This is a genomic window from Chryseobacterium sp. BIGb0232, from assembly GCF_024810195.1.
GTDB lineage: Bacteria > Bacteroidota > Bacteroidia > Flavobacteriales > Weeksellaceae > Chryseobacterium > Chryseobacterium pennae.
Genome location: NZ_JANUEH010000002.1, coordinates 357903 through 377679, shown reverse-complemented (window position 1 = coordinate 377679; position 19777 = coordinate 357903). Strand labels below are relative to the sequence as shown.

The following is a 19777-nucleotide window of genomic DNA, read 5'->3' as shown; positions in this document are numbered from 1 at the left end:
ATATAATTGTATAAGGTATAATGAAATGTAAAACAACATGGTAACCGAGCCGTTAATCAATATCAGCCGGCTAGCTTAAAGTCCTCGTAATGTTTCTATAATAGGTAATGTTTTGTAAATAATATCTTTCTCATTTTTGCTTTTAATGATTTGTGTAACAGTATTTTGAGTAAGCAAAAATAAATCGAATAAAGTGAGAAAAAGTATTCCTAAGTTATTTTTTTCTTTCGTTCCTTTTTTTATGAACCCTTGCAGTCATCCTTGAAAGTGAGTTGGGAGTAATGCCCAGAAAATTAGCAATATACTTTCTGTTGGCATTTTGAGAAGTGAAAGGACGGGTTTCCAGAAAATCTTCATATCGTGAATGAGGAGAGGTAGAGCAAAGCTGTTCGGTGCGTACCTTTAATGTGTTGATGATCTGTTTTAAAGATTTCAGATAAGCATTATAAATTCCCCTGTGTTGGAATGCCAATTCTTCAAATTCAGTTTTGTTAAATAAAAAGATCTGAGATTCTATAACAGCTTCAATCGTATATTTTCTTTCACTTTCTCCCGAAAAGGATTCCGGACTCTCCATAATGGCAACTTCTTTTTCTGAGGGTAAAAAAAGGTTAGTCTCAATACCGTTTTCGTCATCAAAGAAAAATCTCAGTAATCCGTTGGAAAGGATAAATAAGTGATTAAAAGACTGCCCAGGCTCTGCCAGTTTTTCTTTTTTTTGAAGAAGTCTGGGAGTGCTGATGCTGATCAAAACATTAATTTCCTCATCAGATAATTCCTGAAAGAAAACAATATTCCTGAAAGTCTTAAATAGGTCCATTACAGCAGTAAAGATAATTAAAAATTGAATACAGATATTCGTTAAGCTATACCAAGGTTTTCAAAGAAGTTTTTTTTAGATTTGTTGATACTATAATTTTGATATACAATGAACAATAACCGAAGAAGTTTTATCAAAAAACTGGGAATAGCAACCGCAGCATTGGCTGTAAATCCATTGGATTTAATGGCGAAAGAATTACCTGAAAATATTACAGTTACCAATCAGCCCATTGTTCTTTCAACATGGAACTTTGGAATAAAAGCCAATGAAGAGGCCTGGACAATCCTTGGAAAAGGAGGAAAGGCCCTGGATGCTGTTGAAAAAGGAGTTCGGCTTGTAGAACTTGATCCCAAAGAAAGGAGTGTTGGTTATGGTGGACGCCCAGACAGAGATGGCAGGGTGACATTGGATGCCTGTATTATGGATGATAATTACAATATCGGTTCAGTGGCATGTCTGGAGCATATCAAAAATCCGATTTCCGTAGCCAGGGCAGTGATGGAAAAAACGCCTCACGTCATGTTGGTAGGAGACGGAGCATTACAGTTTGCCCTTTCACAAGGTTTTAAAAAAGAAAATTTATTGACTCAGGAATCCGAAAAAGAATGGAAAGAATGGCTGAAAACAAGTCAATATAAACCCATTGCCAATATCGAAAATCATGATACTATAGGAATGATCGCTCTTGACGCCCATGGAAATCTTTCCGGAGCCTGCACCACCAGCGGAATGGCTTTCAAAATGCATGGGAGAGTAGGAGATTCTCCTATTATTGGAGCGGGTTTATTTGTAGATAATGAAGTAGGAGCGGCAACAGCAACCGGACATGGTGAAGAGGTCATAAGAACCGTGGGAACACATCTTGTGGTAGAACTGATGAGACAGGGAAGAAATCCGCAACAGGCCTGTAAGGAAGCGGTAGACAGAATTGTGAAGATCAATCAGAGAAGAAATAAAAACCTTAAGGGCATTCAGGTAGGTTTTATTGCCATCAATAAAAAAGGAGAATATGGTGCTTATTGCATTCAGGACGGATTTAACTTTGCGGTATACGACCAGAAAGGAAACCGTCTTGAAACTCCGGAATTTGCAGTGAAATAATATGCAATTTTCTTATGGCCACGAATGCACTAATGAATTTATTCGGGCATTCGTGGCTGAAAAAAACAGGAAATCTTTGATTTACCTGCACCTTTATACAAACCAATACATTGAAACTAAATATAGGTGGCACCGCCAAAAAAATAGACAGATAGAATATGAAAAGAACGATTATCGCTTCCCTGTTTTTAATAATAGGATGTAAAGAAGAAAAGAAAGAAGCAACAACCCAACCGGAACCGGAAGTAAAGGAAAATGTAGTTCAGGAAACTAAGCCTCAGGTCAATGAAGCAGAAGAAGCGAAAAAATGGGTAGAAAAAAGTATTGAAGAGTATTTTAAATCAGATCTTGGCAATCTGGATAAGAATATGCAAAAGATAACAACCAAGGAATATTACGATTATAAAGGTGATGCCATGAGTGTTGATATGGATGTTGACGGAAGCCTTACACAAAAAGAATTCAATGATAAATGGAAAGGAAAGTTCGATACTCAAAAAGCGGGTGTAGGCGTTGGATTTTTAATCGCAGGACAGGATTGGGATAAAGTACAGGTAACTAAATGCCAGCTGATTTCTGAAAATGAAAACAATTATTTGTTTGATATTGTTCTTAATGATAAAGCATTAAAAGCTGTATATCCTGTCAAAGTTAGGTTGAGTAAGGAAAATAACACCTTCCTGATTGCCGATGTACTGCAAGATACTCCTGAATTTAATTAAAAGATAAAAAAAGACCATGTCAAAAATAGAAATAGCATGCTTTAATCCTGAATCAGCGATCATTGCTTTTGAAAATGGAGCTGACAGAATAGAATTATGTTCCGGATTGAGCGAAGGAGGAACAACTCCTGATTTTGAATCTACAAAAAGCTTAAGAGAGAAAATAAATATTCCAATATTTGTGATGATCCGCCCAAGAGGAGGTGATTTTACCTATTCAGATACTGAATTTGAGCAGATGAAAACCGACTTAACTGCATTGAAATTATTAAATGTTGATGGTTTTGTATTCGGTATTCTGGATGAAAATGATGATGTGAATAAAGCGCAGAATAAAATTCTCGTAGAATTGGCATCCCCGCTTCCCTGTACATTCCATCGTGCCTTCGACAGAGCAAATGGTTTGGAAGAATCTTTAGAAAAAGTAATTGAGTGCGGTTTTACAACCATTCTCACATCAGGCCAGAAACCCAATGTTTCAGAGGGGAAAGAGAACCTGAAAAAATTAGTTGCTCTTTCTAATGGTAGAATTGAGATTCTTGTGGGTGGTGGCCTGAGATCCTCAAATATTGAAGGAATCAGAGAAGCTACAAAAGCTGGATATTTCCATTCTTCAGCAATTACAGACGGCGGATCTTTTGCAAATCCTGATGAGGTGGTAGCATTGAAGAATAAATAATCATTATATAGTTAATTTGTCATTCTGAATGGAGCAAAACTGAATGAAGAACCTCAAAACATTGCAGAGATCCCTTGTTCCTCAGAATAACAAACTTCTATTATCTTCTTTTGAAGACTAAATGGTATTAGAATTAATTTAAACGCAAAGTTTTATTGGGTATATCATTATATCTTTAAGGAAGCAAAGTAATGTGGCAAAGCCGCTGAATAAGCTGTGGATAACATTCGCTTCATCATAATCGATTGCAAATCGATTCCTTCTTTGCCCACTTAAAATAATGCATTCTCAAAATAAAAACTTTGCGTTTAATAAAGCACACACACAAATGACCGAAAACGAACTATCTTACAAAATAATAGGTGCAGCTATATAGGTTCATAAAAATTTAAGAGTTGGATTATTAGAAAGCGCATATGACACAGCTTTGGCTTACGAATTAAGAACTTTAAACCTTAATGTAAAACAACAAGTTGCATTACAATACAAAGAAATATCAATAGAAAATGCATATAAAATTAATCTTATTGTAGAAGACAAGGTAATTGTTGAAGTTAAATCTGTATTGGAATTACATCCAATTTTCAATACTCAGGTATTAACTTATTTAAGGCAGACTGATCTGAAACTCGGACTTCTTATTAATTTTAACAGTGAAATCATTAAATATGGAATCCATCGAATTGTAAATAAAATTATTGATGCATAAAAATCTACTTTTTGCCTTTCTTCTCATTCAGAATGTTCTTTTTGCACAGTATGCTGAAAGAAGTCTGTCTTCTGAAAAGTGGCAGTTCAGAAATTCAAAAGATAAAAACTGGCTTCCAGCGACGATCCCGGGAACGGTACATTTGGATCTGATGAATAATAAGCTTATTCCGGATCCTTTCAAAGACGAAAATGAAAAGAAAGTTCAATGGGTGGAGAATGAAGATTGGGATTATCAGACCAACTTTGAAATCTCCCCTAAAGAATTTGATTTTACTAATATTGATCTTGCTTTTAATGGGTTAGATACATTTTCAGAAATCTATCTTAATGGAAAACTGCTGAAGAAAACAGATAATATGTTCAGAAAGTGGGAAATCCCGGTGAAAGAATATGTAAAGCTTGGAGATAATCTGCTACAGGTAAAGTTTAAGTCTGCTGTTCATGAAGGTAAAGAGCTGGCAAAAAAAGTTCCGTTTACGATGCCTGAATCACCACGAAGTTTTGTAAGAAAAGCTCAATATCAGTTTGGTTGGGATTGGGGACCAAGATTGGTGACAGCTGGAATCTGGAAAGATGTAAAGCTGGAATTCTGGGGAAATGCAAAGGTTAAGAACATTCAGGTTCAGCAAAAATCTCTCACCAATACATTGGCTGAGGTATCATTTAATATGAACATTTTTGCTGAAGAAGAAGGCGAATATTTTACATGGTTTAACTTAAATAGAGGAATGCATAAATTCCACCTTAATAAAGGTTTTAATACCATCAAACTTCCTTATAGTATTAAGGATCCAAAGAGATGGCAGCCTAATGGAAGGGGGAAGCCTCACCAATATGCAACAAAAATTACTTTGTATAAGAAAGGAGGTCGAATTATTCGTGATATTAATGTTACTTACGGGCTTAGGGATATTGAACTTGTTCAGAAAAAAGACGAAAAAGGAAAATCATTCTCTTTTAAAGTCAATGGAGACCCTTTATACATCAAAGGTACAAATTGGATCCCTGCAGACAGTTTTTCTCCAAGAATCACGAAGGAAAAATACCAGCAACTGATTAAAGCAGCCAAAGATGCCAATATGAACATGATCCGGATCTGGGGTGGTGGTATTTATGAAGACGAAGAGTTTTATAGAGCCTGCGATGAAAACGGAATTCTGGTGTGGCAGGATTTTATGTTTGCAGGAAGCTTTTATCCGGCAGACAATGAGTTTCTGGAGAATGTAAAAGAAGAAGTAAAAGATCAGGTCAACAGACTGCAGAACCATCCGTCTATTGCGTTATGGTGCGGAAATAATGAAATTGATGAAGCCATCGTCAATTGGGGATACCAGAAGCAGTTTAAATATTCAAAAGCAGATTCACTACAGGTCTGGAAAGATTATAAAAAATTATTTCATGAAGTTATTCCCAATACATTGAAAGAAAATCTTAGTCCGGATAAAAATATATATTGGCCAAGCTCTCCGTCAATAGGATGGGGGCATAAAGAAAGTCTTACAGAAGGAGATTCCCACTATTGGGGGGTCTGGTGGGGAGAACAGCCCTTTGAAATTTATAATGAAAAAGTAGGCCGTTTTATGTCTGAGTATGGTTTTCAGGGAATGCCCACTCTGGAAACTACAAAATCAATGTTTTCAGGTGTTCCGGATCTGAGCCTTAAAAACTCAACCATTAAAGCTCATGAAAAACATGCAAGAGGCTGGGAGATCATCAATAAATACATGGAAAGGGACTATAAAGCCCCAACCGATTTTGTAAAATACAACTACGTTTCCCAATTATTGCAGGCGAGAGGAATGCAGACTGCAATAGAAGCGCACCGCCGAGCAAAACCTTATAATATGGGAACTTTATATTGGCAGCTCAACGATTGTTGGCCCGTGGTTTCATGGTCTTCGGTTGATTATTCAGGAAATTGGAAGGCATTTCACTATCAGGCAAAAAGAAGTTACGAGCCTGTGTTACCATCAGTAGTAGAAACAGAGGAAACTTATGATATCTACTTTATTAATGACCTTATTGAAGAGTATGAAGGCGTTTCCGGAGCTGAATTATTTGACTTTAATGGTAAATTTCTGTGGGGAATAGATGCTCTTGACAAATTGCCAGCTAATTCGAGCGAGAAACATTTTGATATTTCGAAAAGAGAGTTTTCAGAATTCGATTTGTCAAAAACTGTATTAAAGGTTTATTTCAATAACAATTCAGCAAAGCACGAAAAGTTGTTTTTCTTTAAGAGTCCAAAAGATTTGAAACTTTCAAAACCTCAAATCACAATTAACAAGGTATCCCCAACGGAAATTGAAGTTTCTACAGATGTTCTGGCAAAAGACGTATACCTGATTGGCGACACTCATTTCAGTGATAATTTCTTTGATCTGTTACCGGGAACTTCAAAAAAGATCACCCTTTCCAGATCTTTGGATAAAGTTGAGGTAATGAGTCTCTTTGATACTTTTTAAAAAAAATAGAATGAATTACCAAAAGCAGGTGACTTTGATGATCTCTTTGCCATTCGGATCTGACAGAAATTTTACTCAAAAAAGATAAATTTTACCCTTCCAACTCAAAAATCAGCCGTAAATTTGCATCATATTTCGTTATAGTTATGGTAAATTTTGTTCTGATTGCAGTGTGCATTATTGCAGGAATGATATTCAAAGCAACAAAATCTATCCACCCGGATGCCCACAAGGGGATCAATACCTGGATTCTTTATCTTGCTCTGCCGGCAGTTTCATTTAAATACCTGCCCAAAGTACAATGGACAACGGAAATGCTTTTTCCGATTGCTGCCACCTTTTTAATTTCTGTATTCTGCTTCTTTTATGTAATGTTTTATAGTAAAAGCCGGGGATATTCAAGGCGCTCGAGGAGTACTTTGGAATTAGCCAGTGGATATAGTAATACCTCTTTCATCGGATTTCCATTAATCAGTGCTTTTTATGGTGAAGGACTTTTAAGTATCGCTATTATTTGTGACCAAACTATGTTTTTTGCCCTTTCAACATTAGGAATTATCGCTGCTGTAAAAGGTGGAAGTAAGTCCGGAAAGGTGAGTGCAGTATTTATCCTTAAGCGTTTGATTACATTTCCACCATTAATAGGCTGTATCTCTGCATTGGTGTTGTCTCAATTTATAGATTTAACTTTTGCTGAACCCCTTTTTGATAAACTGGCAGCTACTGTGAGTCCGTTAGCTTTGTTTTCGGTAGGATTACAATTGAAATTTAATGGCTGGAAAAAGCTTATTCCTCAGATGTCAGCCTCTATGCTTTATAAACTGATTCTGGCTCCTGCTATCGTTTTAGGAATGGCTTTATTATTCGGAATAAAAGGAGATGTGGCTAAAATCACAGTTTTTGAAGCAGCAATGCCAACGTTAGTGACTTCCAGTATCATTGCAGAACAGTTCAGGCTCAATACAAAACTTACGAACCTGATTATCGGTGTCAGCATTATTGTAGGATTTTTTACCTCTGCGATGTGGTACGAGATTACGCAAATTCTATTTTAATCCTGCAATACGAAATCATATAGGAAAATTGAATCAATATTATTTTGCCATTGTTCTAAAGAAATAGCATTATTGACAACGGGTATAATAGATGTTGATGAGTATAAAGGACTTCCTTTTAATCTTATTTTAGCTTTAAAGGTCATCTTTTTACCTGTTTTCTGTATTGTTTTAAGAATGAAATACGGGGTATTCATCATTTGTGCCTCTGAAAAAATAAATTCAATGCTATTATCAGTAATGTTATCCTTCTTAAAGTTTTTTAACAGATCCATCATATCCACTTTATCAGTAATGCTTTGTTCATCTGTAATTTCAAAGTTTACTATTTTATTACCTTCTGTTTGAGGGTTCAGCATTACTTTTTTGCCAATAGGAATGGTTATTTCATTTTTCTTTATCATTATTTTTTCCTGAGCCTTAACAAAAAATGCTAAAAATAATGAGAAGATGAACAATAGCTTTTTCATGGTAGTTTAATTGTAATTGGAAAATTCCTGCTTTTCAAGGAGGGATAAAGATATAAATTTTTGCAGTTCTCTAAAGAAAAATCTAATTTTACACTTTAAATATTTCCCTTGCAATACGCTCAAATTGTTTTACCGCTGAATTTAAAAGGATCCTTTACCTATAAGGTTCCACAAGAACTGATCTCTGAAATTCAGCCGGGAATGCGGGTTCTGGTTCCATTTGGAGGAAAAAAGATCTATACCGGAATCGTTTTGGAACTTCACAATAATGCTCCGGATGATTTTGTAGCAAAGGAAGTGATCAGTATGTTGGATGAAAAGCCTATTCTTCCTGAAGAGCAGATTCGATTCTGGAACTGGCTTTCCGATTATTATCTGTGTAATCTTGGAGAAATTTACAGGTTAGCTTTTCCGTCTTCTTTAAAGCTGGAGAGTGAAACCTATTTGAAATTAAAACCGGGGATAACTGTTGATTTTGAAAATCTGGATGTCAATGAAATGTATCTTATCCAGGCACTGGAAGTAAGACAGCTGGTAAATCTTACAGATATTGAAGCCTTTATTCCCAAAAAAGAAATTATTAAAACCATCAATTCATTAATTGATCTTCAATATATAGAGATTGATGAAAAAATTGCAGAAAAATATAAGGCTAAAGAGGTAGCTTATGTAAGAATCAATGGTGAGGTTCTCAGCAATCAGAATCTTACAGAAATTCTTTTAAAATTAAATAAAGCCCCTAAACAGAAAGATCTGTTCCTTCTCATTTTGGAGAAACAAACGGAAAAACCTGATCTTCATATTAAAAAAGCCGAATTGTTTGAAGATGGCTATTTTGGAAGCTCTCATTTCAAGGCATTGGCAGACAAAGGTCTTGTGGAGGAGTATTATATGCAGAAAGACAGGATTGAAAGTTACGAAGGGGAGATTGAAGAGATTGAAGAACTTTCCGAAGAGCAGAAAATAGCAAAATCCGAAATAGATGAAGCATTTGAAGAAGGGAAAAATGTACTGCTTCATGGCGTAACATCATCGGGAAAAACCCATATTTATTTAGAGAAAATTGAAGAATGCATCAGAAATGGAAAAAACGTTCTGTTTTTGCTTCCTGAAATTTCACTGACCAAACAGATTACCCAAAGACTGGAAAAAAAATATGGCAGGCAGCTAGGTTTCTATCATCAGAAACTTACAGATTTTGAAAGAGTTGAAGTATGGCGGAGAATTAAGCAGAATGATATTAGTATCCTGGTGGGAACCAGAAATGCTTTGTTTTTGCCGTATAAGAATCTGGGATTGATCGTAGTGGATGAAGAACATGATTCAGCCTATAAGCCACGAGAGGTAACCCCTTATTTTAATGCTAAAGATGCTGCACTGGTTTTGGGAGGTTTGTATAAAGCCGGAGTGATTTTGGGATCTGCAACACCTTCAGTTGACAGTTATTACCGGGCCCGAAAAGATAAAATGAAATATATTTTCCTGAATGAAAGGTTCGGGAATGTAAATCTACCTGAATATGAGTTGATTAATTTCAAAGAAGCTCAGGAATCTAAAAATGTATCCGGAAACTTTTCTTTGAAACTTATTGATGAGATCAAGAAAACAATTGATGAAAAGAAGCAGGCTATTGTTCTTCACAACAGACGTGGCTATGCCAATGTTATAGAGTGTGAAACCTGTGGCTATGTTAATTATTGTTCCAATTGTGATGTGGTAATGACGTATCATAAGGCTGCCAATGAAATGAAATGCCATTACTGTGGTCAGAGAGCTTCAAAACCGAGAACCTGTCCGAAATGTAATTCTGAGAACCTGAACGAAAGAGGAGTAGGCGTAGAGCAGATTCATGAAGAAGTTTCCAAGCTGTTTCCGGAAAATGAGGTAGACAGAATGGATGTGGATTCCATGCGTAAGAAATTTGCCTACGAAAAGCTGTATGAAAAAATTGAAGATGGAGAAACTGATATTGTGGTAGGTACACAGATGATCTCCAAAGGGCTAGATTTCGATCATATAGAACTGGTAGCCATTCCTAAAGCTGATTCTTTATTATATGTACAGGATTTCAGAGCGGAAGAACGGGCATATCAATTAATTACTCAGGTTTCAGGAAGAGCAGGAAGAGTTTCCGGGAAAGGGAAAATCCTGATTCAGACCTATAATCCAGATCATTCTGTTTTCCAGTTGATTAAAATGAATAATCCGGCAAAAATCTATAAATATATCCTTACCGAACGTCAGAAATTCCACTATCCGCCGTTTACCAAGCTTATTATGATCGAACTGAAACACCGGAGAGATGATAAGGTAGACCGTGCCTCTCAGTTTCTGGGTTCAATCCTGAGAAAATATCTTCCTGAAGAATGTATTTTAGGACCGGAAAGAGCTCAGATTGCCAGGTTGAATAATTTATATCAGTTCCAGATTTTATTGAAGTTACCCCGTGGGAAAAACTATGAAAAGTTTAAAAGCCTGGTTTTAATAAGTTTGAAGGAATTTGATGAAATTACTGCTTATCAAAGCATTAAAAAAGATGTTTTTGTTGATTTTTAACAATTTTTAACAAACTTTACAGTCTTTTATAAGACGTCTGTGATCCGTTTTATAACAATAATTTCTACTTTTGGTCGTTGATTAAGTGTTTGGCTTTTTAATTGAATGATTTAACTTATCATTTTTTATAGGCTCAAACTATAGAACAAAAAAAGGATAGATGGTAAATTTCAGAAAATATATTTCAAGTGCAGCGGTGTTGGCTTCCGGTTTCTTCCTGGCTCAATCTACCGTTTCTACTGTTCTTTACTCTCAGAATTACGACAATCAGAAAAACAGCTTAAACCTTCCGTCGCCTGCAGGCTCGATGGAGAGAAGCGTTTTGTCGGCTAAAGAACTTGTAGACATTAATGTAAACACAATGATGGCGGATCCTGTGCTGAAAAATGCAACCTGGGGATTCGTAGTGTATGACCCGAAAACGAAGAAAGTAATCTCTTCGTACAATGAAAGCTCGCCGTTGGTTCCAGCTTCCACTACAAAATTACTGACCACAGAAACCGCATTGAATCTACTGGGAGAAAACTACCGCTGGATCACTCAGCTGGAGTATGCAGGAACTGTAGATGAAAACGGAACGTTAAATGGTAACCTGTATGTGGTTGGAAGTGGAGATCCATCTCTGGGAACAAACAAAGCAGGAGCAGGATCTTACAGGGATATTATTTCAGACTTCATAGGTGGGCTTTCACGTGAGGGAATCCGAAAGGTAAATGGTGATATTATCATTCAGACAGCGCTTTTCAAAGGCAATATTGCAATGCTTCCGGAAAATGTTGTATGGTTAGAGAACAATAATTATTATTTGCCAGCTGGAACCACTCGTGCAATTAACCCGGCCAATGAAAAGCTGATTGTAAAGAAATCCGGTTTTTCTACAGAAAAGAAGTTTTTCTATGTTTCACCATATGCCCACCAAATGGTATATGCAGAAAAGTATGACGGAGATGGGATCTTAACAACCAAACTTCCGGACGCACCAGCGTATCTTGCAAATTCTTTCAGAACGACGATGGTGAAAAGCGGAATTTCTGTTACCGGAAAAGTAGTTGCAAAAATGACAGATCCGACTCCGGAGAACAGAAAAATGATATCTGCCTATAAATCTCCTACATTGGCTGATATTATATATTATACCAATCAGCATAGTGATAACTCTTTAGCAGAAGCTTTATTAAGAACAGTTGGATTCCAGAGACTGGGAGATCAAACATCGGAATCCGGAAGAATTGTAGTGACAGATCACTTAAAGGATGCCGGTTTTGATATGTTAGGCCTTAACTATATAGATGGAAGCGGACTTTCAAGAAGTAATAATGTAACTCCAATTTCTCAGGTGAAGTTTTTGACTTCTTTAATGGATGAAAAATATTACAGATCTTATTTAACGTCTTTACCTATTGGCGGACAGTCCGGAACATTAAAAAGAATGTTTCTGGGAACTGGAAACGGGCAGGTTTTTGCAAAAACAGGAACTTTAAATAAGGTGAAAACATTAGCAGGATATCTGAAAACAAATTCAGGAAAAACCTTAGTTTTCTCTCTGATGGTAAATAATTATTCAGGATCAGTAGATATGGTTAAGAAAAGAATGGAAAAGATTCTTGAGCCGGCTCTGGATCTTTAAAAATAGCTTATTTTATATATTATAAAAACCTTTTAATCAATGATTAAGAGGTTTTTTTTATATTTGGGAAATACAATATCACGGCATATGAGAAAATTTTACTTTCTGATAATGAGTTTTTTGATTGTTCAGCAGCTTTACAGCCAAAAAAAGATTTCTAATATCGACATGAAAGGTCTTACCGAAAAAGAAATGAAGTCCTTCACAAAGAAAATGGGTATCGGAAGTGTGAATCCCAATACTCTGAATTACGATTTGCAGTATCAGAGAATGGATCTCAGTATAGATCCGGCATTCCATAATGTTTCGGGATCTGTGACTTCACATTTTAAGCCTAATCAGGCCATGGGAAGTATTTACTTTGATCTTACTAATCTTCTTACGGTTTCCCAGGTACAGTATCATGGGAACAGTATCCCTTTCCAGCAACTGTCTGCCAACGAAATTAAAATAGATTTTCCCGCTTCTGTTCCAGCCAATACTTTGGATTCATTAACGATTCATTATTCCGGTTCACCTGCTAACAGTACAGTTGTTGCAGGAACTCAGGGGCCCGGTATACCTGCTATTTCTACCTTAAGCGAGCCGTACGGTGCACAGGATTGGTTTCCTACCAAGCAAAGTCTTAATGATAAGATTGAAAAGTTTGATTTTAAAATTACTACCCCACCACAATATAGTGTAGCCGCCAATGGGAAATTGATGTCTGAAATAATATCACCCGTTACAGGACAAAAGCTTACTTTTTGGAGAACTATGTATCCTACTGCGGCCTATCTTATTGCATTGTCCATTACAAATTTTGCTAAACATCTTACAACCATCGGAAATCCTCCGTTCCCATTTGTAAATTATGTCTATCCTTCTACAGCGGGAGATGCTTCTTTAATATCTAATATAGAATGGACGAAAGAGGTGATGGATGTGTATGAAACCTATTTTGGAGCTTATCCTTTCCGTAATGAGAAATATGGACACATGGAATACCTTAATACCGGTGGAATGGAACATCAGACGATGTCTTCCATGAGAGGGTGGAGCAAACCGCTTATTGCCCATGAACTTGCTCACCAATGGTTTGGAGATAAAGTAACCTGTGGCGTATGGAATGATATCTGGCTGAATGAAGGTTTTGCCACCTTTGGAGAACATGTCGCCAATGAAAAACTGATTATGAACAATGCTGAGTTTATGGATTACCTTTCCGGGCAGATAGATTATATTACCAGTAGTGCAGGAGGGAGCATTTATGTTCCTGATTCAGGATTGAACAATATCTATAGAATTTTTGACAGCAGGCTGACCTATGCCAAAGGAGGCTATACTTTAAGAATGATAAAATGGATTTTAGGAGACAATGCATTTTATCAGGCGCTTAAGGAATATCATGCAAGGCCTGCACTTGCTTATAATTATGTGAGAACGGCAGATTTTAAGACCTCATTACTTCAGTCTACAGGAAAAGACTTTACAGAGTTTTTAAATGATTGGGTGTATGGAGAAGGATATCCTACCTATATGATAAAATGGAAACAGACAGGTAGCCAGTTGGTTTTTAATGTATCCCAGACACAAAGCAGTCCTGCAGTAAGCTTTTTTGAAATGCCCTTGCCCGTAAAAGTTACCGGAACCGGTGGCCAGACTGCTTATTTAGTATTGAATAACAGTTTCAATAACCAATATTTTACTGAAAATATATCGTTTCCTGTAGCCAATGTCCAGTTTAATTATGAATATCAGATTCTGGAAAAGAACTCCACTGTTATGCAGGATAATACTTTAAGTGTAGCTTCTGTAGAGAAAGAGGTGTTTGATTTATATCCTAATCCTGCCAAAAATGAACTTTATTTAAAAGGAGTAGATAAGACAACAGAATTTTCTATTCATGCTATAGATGGAAAATTGGTGAGAAAGGCTGTTTATCATCCGGGAAAAGCCGTACAGATTGGAGAATTAGTTCCCGGGACCTACATTTTTACACTGAAAGAAAAGAAGATTAAATTCATGAAACATTAAATAACGACTTATTTATTTACTATAAAAGCTTTCAAATCAGAAAGCTTTTTTGTTTTCTGAAAGCTTTTGCTCCTCTTTTTCTTGCTGCTCTTACCTTGTATCTAAACCATTTTTCTTTAAAGATATTTCGCATAATGTTATCAAAATTTCTTGTAATGACTAAATTCTTAAAACCACGCCATTTTTCAAGGAGACTTGAAGGCAGCGCTCTAACCGACACAGAATATCCGCCGGTTTCATATTGTATATAATGCCACCATCCGGACGGAATATAAAGTGTTTCACCCGGATGAAGGATGGCTTCATACCCTTTTAGATATAGCAGGGCAGGGTATTGGCTGTAATCAGGGGTCTTTATATTAGGCAGGCTGTGGAAATTAAAAGGAAATTTATACATAAGATCAGACTGCTCCCAGGGGAATAGCCAGATCCGTTTAATTCCCTCAAACTGGGTAATGAATACATGGGACATATCAATGTCAATATGATTTCGGGTCGCAGAACCCTGGCCCCCGAAAAACATAAAAGGTAGCCATTTTAATAGTTTGCCGTTGGTAACATCATTATAGATAATATCATTTTTCAGTTCAGGTTGTATACTCAGTAAATTAAATAAGAAAAGCCGATGTTCAGTAGGAGTGGAGTCTATAAGGTCGAGATACTCTGAGAAAGTGCTCTGTGCAATGGGCTGGCTTGCTACTCGATCCATAGAATCCAGTTCACTGCCATAGATGTCTACCTTTTGATTTCCTGCTATTTCTTTGAAATATTCATAATTCCATTTCTGAAATGCGGGGCTTTCAGCGTCTACAAAATCTTCGATAATAATAGGGATTCGAGGTTTCATGTGGTTGGCTATAAAGTTTCTTGAAATAAGTTTCTTCGTTTTCTTTACCGGGATCAATTGCATATTCAGAAATTTTAAACAAATATAAATATTATCCTACTAAATTTATAGACTAATAGTGTTAAAAATGAATCTAAAGGTCAAATTTTAGAATTAAGCTTATAAAAGGTTTTATTTTACTGCCTTTTTATTAAATTAGCACATCTAAAAAATTACTAAAAATGATTTCTGAAAAATACCTTCAACATTTACAGAACGAACTTCAAAATATTGAGAATGACGGACTTTTCAAAAGAGAAAGAATCATCACATCTCAGCAAAGTGCAGAAATTGAAGCCAACGGGAAAAAGCTTTTGAACTTCTGTGCCAATAATTACCTTGGATTATCAAACAATCCGGAGGTAATGAAAGCTTCTCAGGAAATGATCCAGTCTCATGGATATGGAATGTCTTCCGTACGTTTTATATGTGGAACTCAGGATATTCACAAAGAATTAGAGAAAAAAATTGCTGATTTCTTAGGACTTGAAGATACGATCCTTTATGCAGCTGCTTTTGATGCGAACGGGGGAGTTTTTGAACCTCTGTTCACTGAAGAGGATGCAATTATTTCTGATGAACTGAACCACGCTTCTATTATTGATGGTGTACGTCTTTGTAAAGCGGCAAGATACCGTTATAAGAACAACAATATGGCGGATCTTGAAGCACAGTTGATTGCTGCTTCAGAAAAAAATCACCGTTTCAAAATTATCGTTACCGATGGAGTATTCTCAATGGATGGTATTGTAGCAGACCTGAAAGGAGTTTGTGACCTCGCTGATAAATATGATGCGTTGGTAATGGTTGACGACTCTCATGCAACAGGATTTATCGGAAAAACAGGAAGAGGAACTCATGAAGCTAATGAAGTAATGGGTAGAGTAGATATTATTACTTCTACGCTAGGAAAGGCTTTAGGTGGAGCTTTAGGAGGATTTACATCCGGTAAAAAAGAAATCATCGATATGCTGAGACAGCGTTCACGCCCTTACTTATTCTCCAATTCATTAGCGCCAGGAATTGTAGGTGCTGCTTTAAGAGTATTGGATATGATTTCTGATGATACTTCTCTTCGTGATAAAGTAATGGAAAATGCAGAATATTTCAGAACAGAAATGAAAGCTAAAGGCTTTGATATTCCAGAAGGAGATGCTGCAATTGTTCCGGTAATGCTTTATGATGCACCGCTTTCTCAGAAAATGGCGGAAAAACTGATGGACGAAGGAATCTACGTAATTGGATTCTTCTATCCGGTAGTACCAAAAGGAAAAGCAAGAATCAGAGTTCAGCTATCTGCTGCTCACACGAAAGAACATTTGGATAAAGCCATTGCTGCTTTCGAAAAGGTAGGAAAAGAATTGGGAGTGATCTCTTAATTTCTGAGTTGATTAAGATCAATGAAAATATAATCTTCGGCTCGGGGCGGCAAAGCCGCCCCGAGCCGAAGTGTTTTTATGTATATATCGTGTGATAAATGTTTGAAAACAGTTAAAAGATTTATAGTTTGTAAACATTTTTGTCCATTTGTTATTTACATTATCTTTTCCCAATCAAAAGAAAATTATTTTTAAAAATTATATAATAAGCTTATCTTTGCTGTTAATTTTTTCTGAATGCTTTATACAATCATCAAAGCGCTGCACATCATTTTTATGGTAAGCTATTTTGCGGGAATTTTTTATCTCGTGAGACTCTTCGTTTACTATAAGGATACCGATGAATTTCCTGAAGAAAAAAAGAAAATTCTGAGGGAGCAGTATACATTTATGGCCAGAAGGCTATGGAATATTATTACCGTTCCTGCCGGAGTGATCATGGCAGTATGCGGATTGGTTATGATCTTTAAAAATCCCGGACTGATGAAGATGGGGTGGTTCCATTTAAAACTTACATTTCTGATCGGACTTGCCATTTATCATTACTGGTGCTGGAAAAAAGTGCTTAAACTGAAAGCATTAAACGGAAATACACTGGAAACAGCCAACATCAAACTTAGACAGGCCAACGAAATCGCTACGTTTATTTTATTTCTGGTCGTGTTTACCGTAATTCTGAAATCTATGGCTCTTGAATATTGGTGGCAATTAATTGCAGGATTTTTCGTTCTTGTATTTCTGATCATGATGACCGTAAAACTTGTTAATAAGAATAAAAAAAAGAAATAATGGTTTAAGTAAAGAAATCTTCATACAGCTTTACTTTTTACATTTTACTAAAAAACTATGATTGCAATTTTAAAGAAAGAACTTTGGAGTTACTTTGGAAACTGGAGTGCATGGGTAATTATTGCCGCCTTCAGTTTGATCGCTACTCTTTTCCTGTTCTTTTTCGACAACGATTCAAATATTTTTGAGATCGGAGCAGCTTCGCTGCAGAGCTATTTTGTGTTGGTTCCATGGCTTCTAATGTTTATTATTCCTGCACTTTCCATGAAAACTTTTGCTGAAGAGCAACAGACAGGAACATTAAATTGGTTGTTTTCACAGCCGTTAAAGGTTTCAGAATTGGTAGGAGGGAAATTTCTGTCAGTCTGGATTGTCGGGATTTTATGTCTGATACCATCATTAATTTACCTTTACACAGTGTATGTTCTTGGAGTTCCTGAAGGAAATATTGACCTTGGGATGACCTTGGGAAGCTATATCGGACTGGTTATTTTAATCGCTGCTTTCTCAGGCGTAGGAATTTTAGCTTCTTCATTATCACAGAATCAAATCATGGCTTATCTGCTAGGTGTTTTCATGTGTTTCATCATGTATTTTGGAATCGAACAGCTGGCAAGCTATAAATTACTGGGCGGAGCAGATTTTATTCTTCAGAATATAGGTTTCTATCAGCATTTCCTTGGCTTTACAAGAGGTCTTATAGATCTGAAAGATGTTGCCTATTTTATTCTGGTGATCAGTGCGTCATTAGTATTGTCTAATCATTTTATTAACAAAAAGAAGTAGATTATGAAGAAGATCAATGCTAAATCCCCACTGGGAATTTTCTTAATGGTAATTATCCCTTTGGTAATTATCCTTATCTATTCAGGAATCAGACTGGATCTAACCAAAGAAAAAAGATATACCCTTTCAGAAAACACTGTTAAAGTGTTGGAATCCGTTAAAAAACCTCTGACAGTAGAAGTTTATCTTGAAGGTGATTTCCCGGCGAGCTTTAAACAGCTTCAGGGGGAAACAAAGTTCATGCTGGAGGAATTCAGAAAAATTAACCCGAAGATCGATTTTAAATTCATCGACCCTATTAAAACAAAGATGTCTCAGGATACCTTGATGGCAATGGGAATGCAGCCTTCGGTTCTTCCAGATATAAAGGATGGAAAAATTTCACAGATTACCCTTTTCCCGTATGCTGTTATAAAATATGATAAAGATGGAGTTTCTATTCCGTTGGTTGTACAGCAAGCAGGTATTGATGCAGACCAGCAGCTGACCAGATCCATTGAAGGACTTGAATATAATCTGGTTTCGAACATTAAGAATATTGCAGCTGCTAAAAGAAAAAAAATTGGGATCTTGGTCAATCAGGATGAACTGAGTCCAGATGAATTCCAGGGATTTGTACATCTTGCTATGGAAAATTATGACGCAGGGCCTATTATTCCTAAAAATCAGACTGAACTTAGCGCAGCAGATGTTCCATTATTAAAACAAATGAGTGCTCTCGTGATTGCAAAGCCAAGAAAAGCTTTTACAGACAACGAAAAGGTAATTCTTGACCAATATATTATGAATGGCGGGAAAACGCTCTGGATGATTGATGCAGTAAATGCTGAAATGGATACGCTGACAAGATCTAAAAAAGTAATGCCTTTCCCTGTGGATATCAATATGACTGATTTTTTCTTCAACTACGGATTAAGAATCAATAATGCACTGGTAAAAGATGTGAAGAAATTTGCTTTATTAAGACTGGTAACAGGAGAAGTGAGCGGAAACCCACAGTATACAAGCTTACCATGGCCTTATTTTCCTCTTGGAATTGCTGAAAATAATAATCCAATCACTAAAAATATCAATCCTGTAAAATTCGAATTTCCTACTTCTATTGATACATTAGGGGGAAGAAAGAATATCAAAACAAAAGTTCTTTTCGAATCCAGTGAAAGAACATTACTGAAACAGGTTCCAAATTATGTTGATCTGAAAGAGATCGCCACTGTAGACAGTCTTGGACAAATGGAGAAACCAAGCACTCCGAAGATCTTTGCAGTAGCACTGGAAGGTAAATTTAATTCTGCTTATGCCTCAAGGATTGAAAGAAAATCTTATCCTGGATTTAAAGCAGAAAGTCCTGAGAATAAAATGATCGTGATTGCAGACGGAGATATAGGACGAAATAAAGTCATCAAAGGAAAACCGCTTCCATTAGGAGTAGATATGCTGACAAATGAACAGTTTGGAAATGAGCAGTTCCTTAGAAATGCTTTGGATTATCTGTTGGATGACAGCAATCTGATGGAATTGAGAAACAGAAATATCGAAGAAAGACTTCTCGACAGACATAGAATAGAAGAAGAAAGAACCACTTGGCAATGGCTGAATTTATTGCTCCCATTGATTATTATTGGTCTTATCGGAGGATTGTTCTTCTGGCTGAGAAAAAAGAAATTTGGATAAAATAAAAGAGAAGCTTTTCAGCTTCTCTTTTTTATTTT

At 36.3% G+C, this 19777-nt stretch carries 15 protein-coding genes and 1 pseudogene; 13 read left to right on the top strand and 3 right to left on the bottom strand.

Annotation, left to right across the window (positions count from 1 at the left end):
• Positions 1–214: 214 nt before the first annotated feature.
• Positions 215–820: a Crp/Fnr family transcriptional regulator gene (locus tag M2372_RS07860; RefSeq protein ID WP_123319807.1), complete on the bottom strand. Its 606-nt coding sequence runs from the start codon at positions 818–820 to the stop codon at positions 215–217.
• A 108-nt stretch (positions 821–928) separates the two neighbouring features.
• Between M2372_RS07860 and M2372_RS07855 the strand changes: the two genes are divergently transcribed.
• The 6 genes and pseudogenes from M2372_RS07855 to M2372_RS07830 all read left to right on the top strand — a co-directional run bounded on the left by M2372_RS07855 (position 929) and on the right by M2372_RS07830 (position 7556).
• Positions 929–1924 carry an isoaspartyl peptidase/L-asparaginase family protein gene (locus tag M2372_RS07855; RefSeq protein ID WP_123319806.1) on the top strand — a complete coding sequence of 332 codons (996 nt, stop codon included), beginning with the start codon at positions 929–931 and terminating at the stop codon, positions 1922–1924.
• Between the two features lie 158 nt (positions 1925–2082).
• A complete protein-coding gene (locus M2372_RS07850) occupies positions 2083–2646 on the top strand; it encodes a hypothetical protein (protein ID WP_123319805.1) in 564 nt (187 codons plus the stop codon).
• Between the two features lie 16 nt (positions 2647–2662).
• Positions 2663–3325, top strand: coding sequence for a copper homeostasis protein CutC (locus tag M2372_RS07845; RefSeq protein WP_123319804.1), 663 nt, complete (start codon positions 2663–2665; stop codon positions 3323–3325).
• A gap of 388 nt (positions 3326–3713) precedes the next feature.
• Positions 3714–4034 (top strand): annotated as a pseudogene (locus M2372_RS07840) (GxxExxY protein); the annotation flags it as partial.
• Positions 4027–6501: a glycoside hydrolase family 2 protein gene (locus M2372_RS07835; RefSeq protein WP_123319803.1), complete on the top strand. Its 2475-nt coding sequence runs from the start codon at positions 4027–4029 to the stop codon at positions 6499–6501. The pseudogene M2372_RS07840 and the gene M2372_RS07835, both read left to right, overlap by 8 nt.
• A 146-nt stretch (positions 6502–6647) precedes the next feature.
• A complete protein-coding gene (locus tag M2372_RS07830; RefSeq protein WP_115970999.1) occupies positions 6648–7556 on the top strand; it encodes an AEC family transporter in 909 nt (302 codons plus the stop codon).
• Here M2372_RS07830 and M2372_RS07825 read toward each other — a convergent pair.
• Positions 7553–8026, bottom strand: coding sequence for a hypothetical protein (locus tag M2372_RS07825; RefSeq protein WP_123319802.1), 474 nt, complete (start codon positions 8024–8026; stop codon positions 7553–7555). The genes M2372_RS07830 and M2372_RS07825 overlap by 4 nt on opposite strands.
• A 108-nt stretch (positions 8027–8134) precedes the next feature.
• Between M2372_RS07825 and priA the strand changes: the two genes are divergently transcribed.
• The 3 genes from priA (at position 8135) to M2372_RS07810 (ending at position 14225) form a co-directional block, all read left to right on the top strand.
• A complete protein-coding gene (gene priA, locus M2372_RS07820) occupies positions 8135–10582 on the top strand; it encodes a primosomal protein N' (protein ID WP_115971001.1) in 2448 nt (815 codons plus the stop codon).
• Between the two features lie 160 nt (positions 10583–10742).
• A complete protein-coding gene (gene dacB / locus M2372_RS07815; protein ID WP_123319801.1) occupies positions 10743–12209 on the top strand; it encodes a D-alanyl-D-alanine carboxypeptidase/D-alanyl-D-alanine-endopeptidase in 1467 nt (488 codons plus the stop codon).
• Between the two features lie 111 nt (positions 12210–12320).
• On the top strand, positions 12321–14225 hold the full coding sequence (locus M2372_RS07810) for a M1 family aminopeptidase (protein WP_228455725.1): 1905 nt from the start codon (positions 12321–12323) through the stop codon (positions 14223–14225).
• A gap of 31 nt (positions 14226–14256) precedes the next feature.
• Here M2372_RS07810 and M2372_RS07805 read toward each other — a convergent pair whose 3' ends face one another.
• Positions 14257–15135 carry a cupin-like domain-containing protein gene (locus M2372_RS07805; RefSeq protein ID WP_115971004.1) on the bottom strand — a complete coding sequence of 293 codons (879 nt, stop codon included), beginning with the start codon at positions 15133–15135 and terminating at the stop codon, positions 14257–14259.
• Positions 15136–15293: 158 nt separating this feature from the next.
• On the opposite strand from M2372_RS07805, the gene kbl reads away from it, so the two are divergent.
• From kbl to gldG, 4 genes are all read left to right on the top strand, one after another.
• Positions 15294–16490: a glycine C-acetyltransferase gene (gene kbl / locus M2372_RS07800; protein ID WP_115971005.1), complete on the top strand. Its 1197-nt coding sequence runs from the start codon at positions 15294–15296 to the stop codon at positions 16488–16490.
• Between the two features lie 237 nt (positions 16491–16727).
• Positions 16728–17279, top strand: coding sequence for a CopD family protein (locus M2372_RS07795; RefSeq protein WP_123319799.1), 552 nt, complete (start codon positions 16728–16730; stop codon positions 17277–17279).
• Between the two features lie 57 nt (positions 17280–17336).
• Positions 17337–18065: an ABC transporter permease gene (locus M2372_RS07790; protein ID WP_123319798.1), complete on the top strand. Its 729-nt coding sequence runs from the start codon at positions 17337–17339 to the stop codon at positions 18063–18065.
• Between the two features lie 3 nt (positions 18066–18068).
• Positions 18069–19739 (top strand): gliding motility-associated ABC transporter substrate-binding protein GldG, encoded by a 1671-nt coding sequence (gldG, locus tag M2372_RS07785; protein WP_123319797.1) that lies wholly within the window; start codon positions 18069–18071, stop codon positions 19737–19739.
• The last annotated feature ends 38 nt before the right edge of the window (positions 19740–19777 follow it).

Coding starts and splice junctions, on each gene's coding strand:
- M2372_RS07860 (WP_123319807.1), bottom strand. CDS start 820: ATGGACCTATTTAAGACTTTCAGGAATATTGTTTTCTTTCAGGAATTA.
- M2372_RS07855 (WP_123319806.1), top strand. CDS start 929: ATGAACAATAACCGAAGAAGTTTTATCAAAAAACTGGGAATAGCAACC.
- M2372_RS07850 (WP_123319805.1), top strand. CDS start 2,083: ATGAAAAGAACGATTATCGCTTCCCTGTTTTTAATAATAGGATGTAAA.
- M2372_RS07845 (WP_123319804.1), top strand. CDS start 2,663: ATGTCAAAAATAGAAATAGCATGCTTTAATCCTGAATCAGCGATCATT.
- M2372_RS07835 (WP_123319803.1), top strand. CDS start 4,027: ATGCATAAAAATCTACTTTTTGCCTTTCTTCTCATTCAGAATGTTCTT.
- M2372_RS07830 (WP_115970999.1), top strand. CDS start 6,648: ATGGTAAATTTTGTTCTGATTGCAGTGTGCATTATTGCAGGAATGATA.
- M2372_RS07825 (WP_123319802.1), bottom strand. CDS start 8,026: ATGAAAAAGCTATTGTTCATCTTCTCATTATTTTTAGCATTTTTTGTT.
- dacB (WP_123319801.1), top strand. CDS start 10,743: ATGGTAAATTTCAGAAAATATATTTCAAGTGCAGCGGTGTTGGCTTCC.
- M2372_RS07810 (WP_228455725.1), top strand. CDS start 12,321: ATGAGTTTTTTGATTGTTCAGCAGCTTTACAGCCAAAAAAAGATTTCT.
- M2372_RS07805 (WP_115971004.1), bottom strand. CDS start 15,135: ATGCAATTGATCCCGGTAAAGAAAACGAAGAAACTTATTTCAAGAAAC.
- kbl (WP_115971005.1), top strand. CDS start 15,294: ATGATTTCTGAAAAATACCTTCAACATTTACAGAACGAACTTCAAAAT.
- M2372_RS07795 (WP_123319799.1), top strand. CDS start 16,728: ATGCTTTATACAATCATCAAAGCGCTGCACATCATTTTTATGGTAAGC.
- M2372_RS07790 (WP_123319798.1), top strand. CDS start 17,337: ATGATTGCAATTTTAAAGAAAGAACTTTGGAGTTACTTTGGAAACTGG.
- gldG (WP_123319797.1), top strand. CDS start 18,069: ATGAAGAAGATCAATGCTAAATCCCCACTGGGAATTTTCTTAATGGTA.